A 12612-nucleotide genomic window follows, 5' to 3' on the forward strand; every position below is an offset into this window, starting at 1 on the left:
TAATTCGTTAAGGCAAAATTTTAACCCATCCTTTCATATAAGGCAAATTTCAGACAAAAAGGTGCAATAATTTTGAATATGGCGTTGAGTTGTGCAGGATATAACGCTTATAATATACAAAGAATTAAGTCTATATAGAAAAGGTGTCATGAATGAGCATATTAAATGTAGAAAAATTAAGCCACGGTTTTGGTGACCGTGCTATCTTTAACGACGTATCATTCCGCCTGTTGAAGGGCGAACATATTGGTCTGATCGGGGCTAATGGTGAAGGTAAATCCACCTTCATGAACATTATTACTGGGAAACTTCAGCCGGATGAAGGCAAGGTGGAGTGGTCCAAACGGATGCGTGTTGGTTACCTGGACCAGCATGCTGTATTGAACAAAGGCCAATCGATCCGTGACGTACTTCGCGGCGCGTTCCAGTATTTGTTCGACATGGAACAGGAAATGAATGATATGTATGGCAAAATGGGCGATGTGACTCCCGAGGAGCTTGAACAACTTCTTGAAGACGTGGGCACAATTCAGGATACGCTGACGAACCAGGATTTCTACATGATCGACGCCAAAGTGGATGAAACCGCACGTGGTCTCGGTCTGACAGATATCGGTTTGGATAAAGACGTCAATGACCTGAGTGGTGGACAGCGTACCAAAGTACTGCTTGCCAAGCTGCTGCTGGAAAAACCCGATATTTTGCTGCTCGATGAGCCTACGAACTATCTGGATGAATTGCATATTGAATGGCTGAAACGTTATTTGCAGGAATATGAGAATGCTTTTATTCTGATCTCTCATGATATTCCGTTCTTGAACAGTGTTATCAACTTGATCTATCACATGGAGAATCAGGATCTGACGCGCTATGTGGGGGATTATGATCACTTCCAGGAAGTACATGAGATGAGAAAACAGCAGCTGGAGTCGGCGTACAAGCGCCAACAACAAGAGATTGCTGACCTCAAGGACTTTGTAGCGCGTAACAAAGCAAGTGTAGCTACACGCAACATGGCAATGTCCAGACAGAAGAAACTCGACAAAATGGATGTTATCGAACTCGCGAAGGAGAAACCGAAACCGCAATTCAACTTCCGTGATGCAAGAACGTCGGGCAAGCTCATTTTCGAAACCAAAGGTCTTGTGATTGGTTATAATGAACCGTTGTCCAGACCATTGGATCTGCGTATGGAGCGGGGACAAAAGATCGCCCTCGTTGGTGCAAACGGAATCGGTAAAACAACCCTGATGCGCAGTATTCTGGGTGAAATTCAGGCTCTGGAAGGAACCGTTCAACGCGGTGAACATCTGGAGATTGGTTACTTCCAGCAAGAGATGAAGGATGCCAACTACAATACATGTATCGAAGAGATCTGGCAGGAGTTCCCTTCCTATACCCAATTCGAGGTGCGTGCTGCACTTGCAAAATGTGGTTTGACTACAAAACACATTGAGAGCAAGGTAGCTGTACTAAGTGGTGGGGAGAAAGCTAAAGTGCGTCTCTGTAAGCTAATCAATAATGAAACCAACCTGCTTGTACTCGATGAGCCGACGAACCATCTGGACGTTGATGCCAAGGAAGAGTTGAAACGTGCGCTCAAGGCTTACAAAGGCAGTATTCTTCTGATCTCCCACGAACCGGAATTCTACCGTGATGTAGTTACGGAGACTTGGAATTGTGAGTCGTGGACCACGAAAGTATTCTAATTAGAGGTTGTTCAAAAAGTCACACACTAATAATACGTTCGAGCTTGAGAACAAGCTCGAACGATGAAAAAAAGGCGCGAATTTTGCTTGCAAAACATGCAGAACTCGCGCTTTTTTGCGTGGTTTTAACGAAAAATGTTTGCGCCCAATTCACAGTTGACAGCTTGAATAAGGCAATAATATAATTCAGGAAAGCGATTACATTTACATGATAGAAACCTGTTTCACTGCATAGGGGCAAGGGAGAGACGGTATTCCGTATGGATATCATTGCAATTAGAAGGGAAGTCAGGTCTTTTTTTTGCACTCCAATGAAACCGGTTTCATTAAAATAAGGAGGTGGAACACGCTCTGTACTGACCGCCGGCTGCTGAGATAGGCTGATCAACACCACCGCGCCTTCAAGAACCATGCTTTCATCTTTCACGCCAAAGGAGAGAATGAACATTGGATAAACTCAGGAAACCCATGATATTCATGTTATCTGCAACACTTGCGCTGTCTTCGGGACCGTTAATGCTGCCGAGTAAGGCGTATGCCGATCTGGGTAGAATACCCGTCACGTTGCTGCAGGACGATTTTTCAGATGGGGAATACACGGAAGCACCCGCGTGGAATGTAAGTTCAGGCAACTGGGAAGTGATCTCGGACCCGACAGATGCGTCCAACTTCACGCTTTTCCAGAGTGATACCACTGAAGGCATTATTTCTACTGGAGACTCCATATCGGACATGACCGTGTCCATGCGCTTTTATACGGGAGCCGGTCAAGGATATCCGGGAATATTGCCGCGGTTTCAGGATCAGAGCAACTTTTACTATTTTCAAATGCAGGTTCCCAATAATAAACTCGTTTTTTCGAAAAGGGTGAACGGATCAGATACCACTTTGAAAACAGTGGACTATGCATTTGCCAAAAATACATGGTATACCCTCAAAGTGGTGTTATCAGGTGCCACCATTCGCGGGTATATCGCGGAAAACGGCTCTGATCGCTTGGTATTTGATCTGGTCGATTCTACATACGCGTCAGGTACCGTGGGCATTCGGAATAAGTGGCAGTTGGTACATGCAGATGACATGATCATTGCCGAGCAACCGCCTGGGAACGATATTCAGCTCTCCATTGCTGAGCAGACGGCGTCTTCGGTTTCACTACAATGGTCTGAAATCGCGGGTGCATCAGCCTATCGCCTGTACCGTTCCTCTACGCCTGAAGGTGGTTATTCTCTGGTAACCAGTACCGGATCTTTGGGACACAGGGAGGTAGGATTAAGAGGGGATACGGTGTATTATTACAAGCTCGCTTATGAATACGGAGGCCTAACCGAGTCACTATGGAGTGCTCCTCTGGAAATTCGGACGACTGCGGCGGCACCACAGGCTCCTGGCGAATTAAAGGCCGAAGCACTTAATGCCACAAGCGTGAAGCTATCTTGGTCCGCTGTGGACAAGTCAACTGGTTATCGCGTGGTTCGGGCCGAAGCTGGCAGTGAGCAATACGAGCAGATCTATGAAGGGAAGGGACTCACATTTACGGATAAGGCACTTGAGCCGGGCAAGAGCTACAGCTATCGCGTAACGGCTTTTAACGCAGCCGGGGAGTCAGCATTCACCGTTGCAGAAGCCACTACGTACTCCATCGACTCTCCTGAAGAGTTTGCTGCCACAGCTGTGACGGATACATCAATCTCTCTGGGGTGGAATGCCCTTAACGGATCTGATGTAACGTATACGCTCTCCAGGTCTACCAGTGCTACGGGGACGTATCAGCAGGTCTATAGTGGCAATGAAAGCACATTTAATGATAGTGGTCTGACGATGGGCACAGGATATTTTTACACCATTCAGGCGACCGTTGACGGCGTAACTTCTCCAGCATCCGCACCGTTGGGTGTTGCCACACTTCGCACAAGCATTACACCAGGACAATTGTGGCCAGATTTGGAGGGTAAACCGATCGATGCGCATGGAGCTGGTTTTTTCTACGATGAACAGACGGAGACCTATTACTGGTATGGTGAGTATCATAAGGGCGGCTGGCCAGCGGTTGGTGTGCGTGTGTATTCATCCAAGGATCTGATGAATTGGACGGATGAAGGCATGGCTCTATCAACACTTCAATCCATGGATGATTTTGACAATGACCCTTTGATCTCCAAATTGTATGCGGGTCGTGAGGACCGCGTGGATATCTGGGCAGATATTCGCAAAGGACGGATCATTGAACGACCAAAGGTCATCTACAACGACAAAACGAAGAAATACGTGATGTGGGCCCACATGGACGGCGACAAGGACCCCTATAACGATAATGCGAACTACGGTAAGGCGAGAGCCGGTTATGCGATCAGTGACTCTCCAACAGGACCTTTTGTGTATCAGAAGAGTTACCGGATGGACAGAGCCCCGGAAGGGGAGAAAGATTACTTTCCAAGTGATAAGGGTATGGCACGTGACATGACGTTGTTCAAGGATGATGATGGCACCGGTTATCTGATCTACTCCAGCGAAGAAAACCTGACGCTTTATATCTCCAAACTGAATGAAGACTACAGTGACGTAACAGGGTGGCATAAGGAAGGACGAACGGATGACAAAGGCAATCCGGTACGTGATTCCACCTATCAGGCTGAGTACGGCGTAGATTACGTGCGTGTGTTCCCTGGAGGGCAACGTGAAGCACCGGCGATGTTTAAGTATCAGGGAAAATATTATATTTTGACTTCCGGAGCTTCCGGCTGGGCCCCTAACGAAAACAAAGTGACGGTGGCGGATAACATTTTTGGCCCGTGGTCAACACAGACCAATCCGTTTGTGCGAACGTTGCCGAGTGATCCCGATCCAGGCAAGGCATTTGGCACACAGACGACATCCGTCATTCCGGTCGATCCGGAAAAAGGCAAGTTCATATACGTGGGGGATACGTGGAATGGTGGCAATTTCTCAAATGATGCTGCAAAATACGTGTTCTTGCCCATTGAGTTTGGAATAGGCTCGGATATCGCGATCAAGTGGTATAACAGCTGGACACCTGATCTGCTGAATTCGATGGGCAAGGTGGATATCGCTGATCCCTTGCCAGAAACCGTGGCGCTTGGCAAAGTACCATCCTTGCCAACAACATTGAATGTACGCGACGGTGATGAACTGGTGTCAACGCCAGCCGTATGGACCATTGACAACCGGGCGATGACGGCAGAAGATTTTGCTAAGCCAGGACCGCTTACGTTGCAGGTAACGACACCGGAATATAACAACAAAAAGCAGGCGGTTCGTGTAAACGTCATTCCAGAGAATGCACTATATTTTGTGAATAGCGGAGGTTACGAAACGGCTGATTACAATCTTATGGGTACCTATATGAAAGGAACACTTGCCAACCCGGGAACGGCGGATCAGATGTACGCTCCGGCAGAGGGTCGAGATTGGGGATATATCGGCGCAGATGCACTTGCATCCGGTTCGAATGGCGGGGATATATTCTCGACCGTACGTTATCTGAACGGTGGCAATGTCAGCAACTCCCCTAAAGGCACGGACTTAACCTATAGATTTGATGTGCCAAACGGGACATACGATGTGTACGCCGGATTCAACGATCCGTGGACCAATGCATCGCGTAGAGCGAATTTTATGATCAATGGCACGAATACCGGTGCAGTTACTTTTACGCCTGCCAGCGTTAGAGCCCACAAAGGCATCAGCGTGTCGGACAACAAGCTGGAATTGACCGTGCGTAATACGGCATCGCAGGACCCGATGATTAGTTGGATTATGATCGTCAAACCCGACGCCGTACCTCCTACAACTGATAGTGCTGGCCTTCATGCTGAGGCGTTCGATTCAACGAGCGCAACGCTTCAGTGGGATGCTCATCTTGGTGCAGCAAGCTACAAGCTCTACCGCTCAGATCGTGAGCAAGGTGAGTACAAGGTGGTCTATAACGGCAATGGACGGGAGTACACGGACAGTGAACTGAACCCCGGCACGGAATATTATTACAAAGTGGAAGCTTTGGATGCGACGGGGCAATCCTTGAGAGGTGTATCTTCCGCTTATCAAGTGCACACGGCTCAGCAGAGCGCTGCCGGTGTAGCTACAGGCATTACGGCACTGGAACAGCCTTCCGCAGATGCAAAAAAACTGAAGTTACCATCCGTGCCACAAGGTTTCACGGTGAAGATCGCTTCCAGTTCGGTACCGACTGTCATTCAAACCGATGGAACGATTGTCCCACCATCGAAGGAAACAACAGTAACATTGGAGTTGGAAATTACTCGAACGTCTGACGACAGTAGAGCCTTGACTGTACCTTTGACGGTGAAGGTGCCTGCGTCTGGTTCTTCCCCGGGAGGATCGGACCCTGGTTCGGGTAGCAACCCAGGCGGCAATTCAGGTGGAAATTCAGGGAATAGTTCTGGTTCAAACAACAATGGCGGACAATCAGAAGGTGTTAGCCAAGGTGCAGGGAATGCTGTACCACAACCTAAACCGGAGAAAGACCGTTCCGTTCTGGAGTTGCAGGGACAGTCTGACCAGAAGGGGGTAGTGCAGTCCAACGTGGATGCTTCAACGATCGAAGAGGCTTTTAAAGTTGCCCCCGTAACAGATGCGGGTCAGCGCTTGGTCGAACTTCGGATGAATCCGGTTTCGGGAGCGACGGCATATGAAGTGTCTCTACCTGCCTCTGTGTTGATAGCTCAGAGTGAGTCACATGTGCTCAACATGGTTACAGAGCTGGGCATGTTGGAGCTTCCTGCGACACTGTTAACGAAGGACATCGTTGGTGATGGAATTGCATCCATCCGCTTGGTCAGAACGGAGTTACCAAAAAAAGTTGCAGATCAGCTTGGCACGCAATATGGAGTCCAGTTTGAACTTCAACTGGATGGTCAACCATGGCCATCGGAAAGCGGGTTGATACTACGTCTGCCTTACCAATCGTCACAAAATGCTCAGCAGGATCGAATTGTAGCATTTGCCATTGGCGCGAACGGTGTGGCAAACCCAATGCCGCAAAGTTACTACGATCCAAACAGCGGGCAGGTTGTATTTTCCGTAACATCACTCACAGGAAATTATGCTGCTGTGCCTGTGGAGCAGACATTCGCAGATCTTGCAGAAGTGCAGTGGGCCAAGAAAGCGATGGAGGCATTGGCTGTTCGAGGTGTGATTGATGCCAAGGAAAGTGGTGATTCCACAGAATTGCATCCAAAACAGGACATGACTCGCGGTCAATACATGCAATGGTTGATGACTGCGCTCGGCTTGAATGCTTCTTCCGGGAATGCATTCACTGATGTAAACGAAAAGGCTCCATATTACGAAGCAGTTACAGCTGCGCGTTCACTAGGTATCACCAGTGGTACCGGTGACGGGCGCTTCCTGCCAGAGTCGACGATCACTCGTCAGGAGATGATGACGTTGACAGTTAGAGCACTTGCAGCGGCTGGTCTGGTTGACGCCGAGACGGCTGCAACGGATAACCTTACTCGTTTCCATGATGCTTCCGAGATTCGTTCCTATGCCCGGGATAGTGTGGCATTACTTGTGGATCTGGGCATCGCCCACGGGTACAACGGTGAGGTGAAACCACTTGACGAAGCGACCCGAGCCGAATCGGCTACGTTGTTATATGCGATGATGAGTAAACTGGTATGGAAGAAATAATGATACACCAGAATCGTAGCGTATGAAAAAGAAGGCTTACTTTGACCTGGAAACCAGGTTGGAGTAAGCCTTCTTGATTGTACGCCAGCGATGGGCGAAAAGTAATTTGCTCAACGACTGAGTAGATTTATGTCGTTTAACAGTTGTTATCTGTAACTTCTACGAATTGTTATCTGTAATGTCTGCGATTTGTTAATTGTAATGTTTGCCGATTTGATAAGCTTGTTCCAGTAAGCTCTCGATATGTTCTTTGGATTCTGAAATGGTTTCATAGAGAAATTCGACTCGGGATTCCTGCATTCTTGCATAGCCAGCGATCCCGTTATTCAGATAATTGGAAATCATGTTGTAATAGTCGTATTTATGGAATGAAGCCTCCGTCCCCCCAGCTAGTGCAATCCACAGTGCCTTTTTGGAGTTTGCCTTGTTCAGCAGCCCCATGTTCCATACCTTGTCCAGATATGCTTTGAGCATGGAGGGAACGTTGTACCACCAGATCGGGAAAACAAATACAATGGCATCAGCCGCAAGCACACGATCCAACTCTTTGCGAATCGCAGGGGCATGCTGTTTATCGGGATTTTGCCAGTCTCGCTCATCTTCTACACCATATAATGGATCGAATCCGTCATGATAGAGATCGAGGATATCAATTTCATGGGAATTCTCCTGCATACCTTCTATAAAACGATTCATTACGGCAAATGTTAGGGAATCCTGTCTTGGGTGAGTAACGACCAGTTTAACTTTCATGTAGGAGTAACCATCCTTTTTTCTTTTTTTGGTTAAACATTCTGACCAATGTTATTATAAGTTTCATGACATCTTATTGAGAAGTACGCACCTTCGAGTGCTGTAGAAACCTTGAGGTTCTTCGGTTACTTTTAATAATGGATATACATATATGTGAATTATGGGGGAGTACAAGTGGAACAAGAAATGAAAAAATATGAGAGTGGTGTGCAGGCGATGTTGGAACTGGTCGGTGGAAAATGGAGGATTCTTATTCTGCATCAGCTGATATCAGGTAAAAAACGAACAAGCGAACTTCGCAGAGCCATTCCCGGCATTACCCAGAAGGTCTTAACTCAGCAGTTGCGTGAACTGGAAAAAAATGAAATCATCCATCGAATTATTCATCCCGAGATTCCGCCCAAAGTAGAGTATGAGCTGACAGAGTACGGCTTGACACTACAGGACATCATTGACCGCATATGTCTGTGGGGGGAGAACCATTTGGACAGAGTATACGGAGATAAAAGCAGAGTGCTGGGAGATCATTTTAGTGACTATATTCCACTTTCAACTTCAACTTGAGCTGGCCGCCAAATTAAAAATAAAACAAAAATTGTCCTTGATTTGAAAAGGAGGGTTTTTGTTGTTTTTTGTCCTTTATCAGCGAAACTGATAAATGCTATAAAATCATTGAAATTGACCCTCAACACCCGGTGTGTTAGGTTTTAGAGAGAAGAAATTAAATTAATGTGATGATTTTAGTCGGAATTAAAATCGAAGCAATGCGCGAGGTGGCAAACAGTGGAACTTCAAGTGACAAACAGCCCTTTTAATCAAGAACAAGTTGAACTGCTTAATCGTCTTATTCCTACATTGACCGATGGACAACGGACTTGGTTGAGCGGATATATTGCAGCAATTCAGGCAAGCGCGACAATAGCGGCTCCAGCTAACCTGGTACAGGCTGCACCAACTACAGGTATTGCACCTGTCAGTGCTCCGCCAGTATCCCAGGAAGTTACCGTGCTTTTTGGTTCACAAACCGGGAATTCCAGTGGCCTATCGAAAAAGCTGGCCAAGAAACTTGAAGAGCAGGGTCTTCAGGTAACGTTGTCATCGATGGGAGATTTCAAACCGAACGGACTCAAGAAAATTGAAAATCTCCTCATCATCGTCAGTACGCATGGCGAGGGTGAACCACCGGATAATGCGATTCCGTTGCATGAATTCCTGAACAGCAAACGGGCTCCCAAGCTTGAAGGACTTCGTTACTCGGTGTTGGCTCTGGGAGATACCTCCTATGAGTTCTTTTGTCAGACAGGTAAGGACTTCGATAAACGATTGCAGGAGCTCGGTGGTACAGCTCTTGTACCGCGCGTAGATTGTGATGTTGACTTTGATGAAGCAGCGGCGGAATGGATGAATGAAGTACTGGCCTCATTAAGCAGCACATCGGCTGCTGCAGGTGCAGTAACCACTGAGGCTGTTACAGCTGCGGTGAGCGGCGGGGAATCCGAGTATGATCGTACGAACCCTTTCAAGGCTGAAGTGCTGGAGAATCTCAATCTGAATGGCAGAGGATCGGACCGTGAAACACGCCACATTGAATTGTCTTTGGAAGGCTCCAGCCTGGACTACGAGCCTGGTGATAGCCTCGGGGTATTTCCTGAGAACCACCCGCGCCTTGTCGATGAATTGATTGCAGCCATGGGATGGAATGCCGATGAGCGCGTTACCGTGAATAAAAACGGGGATCAGGCATCTGTGCATGAAGCGTTGCTGCGTTATTTTGAAATTACAGCGGTGACGAAACCGGTCGTGGAACAACTTGCGAAACTGAATCCTGGTAGTGGCCTGACAGCGCTACTCGCAGATGATTCCGAATTCCGTACAGTCATGAATAGCTGTGATCTGTTGGATCTGGTTCATGATTATGATCTGAAAGGTATTCCTGCTGCAGAATTTGTAGCTGTTCTTCGCAAAATTCCGGCACGTCTGTACTCGATAGCGAGTAGTTCGAAGGCTTTCCCGGATGAAGTTCATCTTACCGTTCGTACGGTTCGTTATGAAGCGCGTGGCAGAGAACGTTACGGTGTATGCTCGGTACATCTGGCTGAACGAATCGAAGCTGGCGACACCCTGCCAGTATATATACAGCATAACCCGAATTTCAAGCTTCCTGAGAACCCGGATACGCCGATCATTATGGTTGGCCCAGGTACAGGCGTAGCACCGTTCAGATCCTTCCTTGGTGAGCGTGAAGAAACAGGCGCAGAAGGCAAGACATGGCTGTTCTACGGAGATCAACATTTCTCCACTGACTTCTTGTACCAGACGGAATGGCAGCGTTGGCTCAAAGATGGTGTGCTCACGAAGATGGATGTAGCCTTCTCACGTGATACGGAACAGAAGGTGTATGTACAACATCGTATGTTGGAACACAGCAAAGAATTGTACCAGTGGCTTCAGGAAGGTGCGAGCGTATATATCTGTGGTGATGAGAAAAAAATGGCACATGATGTGCATGCTGCGCTCACCACGATTCTTGAACAAGAAGGTGGATTATCACCTGAGCAGGCATCAGAATATCTGACACGGTTGCAGCAGGAGAAACGTTATCAGCGGGACGTCTATTAATTATTACCGGCTTAGCCGGATTGCACCATCCCGCAGAGACGAGAGGAGAAAGCAGCATGGTTTATAATAACTTACTTAACCCACAGCGCACGAATAGCGATGTGGAAGATATAAAGATCAAAAGTGATTACTTGCGTGGAAGCCTGACCGAAACGTTGGCTGATCGCATCACGGGTGCAATTCCAGAGGACGACAATCGTCTGATGAAACACCACGGCAGTTATATGCAGGATGATCGTGACCTGCGTAATGAGCGTCACAAATCCAAGCTGGAACCTGCATACCAATTCATGTTGCGTGTACGTGCTTCCGGTGGGATTGTAACCCCGGAGCAGTGGTTGATGATGGACAGAGTGGCACATAAATATGCGAATCAGACCATTCGTCTGACCACACGTCAGTCTTTCCAACTGCATGGTGTACTGAAGTGGGATCTTAAGAACACCATTCGTGAAGTGAACGATTCGTTGCTAAGCACACTGGCTGCGTGCGGTGACGTAAACCGTAACGTGATGTGTAACCCGAATCCGAATCAATCCGATGTGCATGCTGAAGTGTATGAGTGGGCATGTCAAGTAAGTAATCATTTGGACCCTCGCACGCGGGCATATCATGAGCTGTGGCTGGACGGCGAGAAAGTGATTGATTCGCAGGACTCTGACGAAGAAGTTGAACCAATCTATGGCAAAGTGTATTTGCCTCGTAAGTTCAAGATCGGTATTGCTGTACCACCATCCAATGATGTGGATGTTTATTCACAGGATCTTGGCTTTATTGCTATTGTGGAGAACGGGAAGCTGCAAGGATTCAACGTTTCCGTTGGCGGCGGGATGGGCATGTCTCATGGTGATGCCAAAACCTATCCTCAGGTGTCCAAAGTCATTGGTTTCTGTACTCCGGAGCAAATGATTGATGTTGCAGAGAAAACAGTTATGATTCAGCGTGATTATGGAGATCGTGCAGTTCGTAAACATGCTCGTTTCAAATATACGCTGGATGATCGCGGTGTGGAATGGTTTGTCGAAGAGCTGACCAGCCGTCTGGGATGGAAACTGGATGCGGCACGTCCATATCATTTTGAGTCAAACGGAGATCGATATGGTTGGGTAAAAGGCAATAATGGTAGATGGCACTACACGCTGTTCATTCAGAATGGTCGTGTCAAGGATGTGGATGGATATCCTCTCATGACGGGTTTACGTGAGATTGCCAAAGTGCATACGGGTGATTTCCGTCTGACTGCCAATCAAAATCTGATCATCGGTAACATTAGCAGCCAGAAGAAGAAAAAGATTGAAGCACTCATTCAGCAGTATAACCTGACGGATGGGGCACATTACTCAGCACTGCGCAGAAGTTCGATGGCCTGTGTTGCGCTTCCAACCTGCGGCCTTGCGATGGCTGAGTCCGAACGTTACTTGCCGTCTCTGATCGACAAACTGGAGCCAGTACTGGACGAAGCCGGGCTGAGAGACGAAGAGATTGTCATTCGAATGACGGGCTGCCCGAACGGATGTGCAAGACCGATGCTGGCGGAGATTTCATTTATCGGTAAAGCACCTGGGAAATACAACATGTATCTCGGTGGCAGCTTCACCGGACATCGCCTGAATAAACTTTACAAAGAAAACATTGGCGAAACCGAGATTCTGGACACGTTGACACCAATGGTGAACCAATATGCCAGAGAGCGCAATGAAGGGGAACATTTCGGTGACTTTGTCATTCGTGCAGGATATGTTCCTGAAGTGTTGGATGGTCGACAATTTCACGCTTGATGGACCAGGTAAGATGAATTGAAGTTAGGACTGATTTAGGGACGGAAGCATTCCTTATGGGGTGCTTCTTGTTTGTTATA

The 12612-nt window shown here is 47.6% G+C and carries 7 protein-coding genes; 5 read left to right on the forward strand and 2 right to left on the reverse strand.

The features are described 5' to 3' along the window. Positions 1–152 precede the first annotated feature (152 nt). Positions 153–1709, forward strand: a complete 1557-nt coding sequence (locus tag ABTV53_RS12460; protein ID WP_315935147.1) for an ABC-F family ATP-binding cassette domain-containing protein — start codon at positions 153–155, stop codon at positions 1707–1709. 19 nt (positions 1710–1728) lie between these two features. On the opposite strand, the gene ABTV53_RS12465 is transcribed toward ABTV53_RS12460, so the two are convergent. Then, positions 1729–2157, reverse strand: a complete 429-nt coding sequence (locus tag ABTV53_RS12465; protein ID WP_433753284.1) for a hypothetical protein — start codon at positions 2155–2157, stop codon at positions 1729–1731. On the opposite strand from ABTV53_RS12465, the gene ABTV53_RS12470 reads away from it, so the two are divergent. Then, positions 2157–7382: an S-layer homology domain-containing protein gene (locus ABTV53_RS12470; protein WP_433753286.1), complete on the forward strand. Its 5226-nt coding sequence runs from the start codon at positions 2157–2159 to the stop codon at positions 7380–7382. The two genes, ABTV53_RS12465 and ABTV53_RS12470, sit on opposite strands and share 1 nt — an antisense overlap. 192 nt (positions 7383–7574) lie before the next feature. Here ABTV53_RS12470 and ABTV53_RS12475 read toward each other — a convergent pair whose 3' ends face one another. Beyond that, entirely contained in the window at positions 7575–8135 is a 561-nt protein-coding gene (locus ABTV53_RS12475; protein ID WP_433753288.1) for an NAD(P)H oxidoreductase, read from the reverse strand. A gap of 186 nt (positions 8136–8321) precedes the next feature. On the opposite strand from ABTV53_RS12475, the gene ABTV53_RS12480 reads away from it, so the two are divergent. The 3 genes from ABTV53_RS12480 to cysI all read left to right on the forward strand — a co-directional run bounded on the left by ABTV53_RS12480 (position 8322) and on the right by cysI (position 12532). Further along, positions 8322–8699, forward strand: a complete 378-nt coding sequence (locus ABTV53_RS12480) for a winged helix-turn-helix transcriptional regulator (RefSeq protein ID WP_421891114.1) — start codon at positions 8322–8324, stop codon at positions 8697–8699. A gap of 219 nt (positions 8700–8918) precedes the next feature. Further along, positions 8919–10754, forward strand: a complete 1836-nt coding sequence (locus tag ABTV53_RS12485) for an assimilatory sulfite reductase (NADPH) flavoprotein subunit (protein WP_433753289.1) — start codon at positions 8919–8921, stop codon at positions 10752–10754. Positions 10755–10810: 56 nt separating this feature from the next. Beyond that, positions 10811–12532 carry an assimilatory sulfite reductase (NADPH) hemoprotein subunit gene (gene cysI, locus ABTV53_RS12490; protein ID WP_339242206.1) on the forward strand — a complete coding sequence of 574 codons (1722 nt, stop codon included), beginning with the start codon at positions 10811–10813 and terminating at the stop codon, positions 12530–12532. Positions 12533–12612: the final 80 nt, after the last annotated feature.

This window comes from Paenibacillus amylolyticus, assembly GCF_050990605.1.
Classification (GTDB): domain Bacteria; phylum Bacillota; class Bacilli; order Paenibacillales; family Paenibacillaceae; genus Paenibacillus; species Paenibacillus amylolyticus_H.

Bases quoted from the DNA above. Each gene is read 5' to 3' on its own strand.
- ABTV53_RS12460 (WP_315935147.1), top strand. From the start codon at position 153: ATGAGCATATTAAATGTAGAAAAATTAAGCCACGGTTTTGGTGACCGT.
- ABTV53_RS12465 (WP_433753284.1), bottom strand. From the start codon at position 2,157: ATGTTCATTCTCTCCTTTGGCGTGAAAGATGAAAGCATGGTTCTTGAA.
- ABTV53_RS12475 (WP_433753288.1), bottom strand. From the start codon at position 8,135: ATGAAAGTTAAACTGGTCGTTACTCACCCAAGACAGGATTCCCTAACA.
- ABTV53_RS12480 (WP_421891114.1), top strand. From the start codon at position 8,322: ATGAAAAAATATGAGAGTGGTGTGCAGGCGATGTTGGAACTGGTCGGT.
- cysI (WP_339242206.1), top strand. From the start codon at position 10,811: ATGGTTTATAATAACTTACTTAACCCACAGCGCACGAATAGCGATGTG.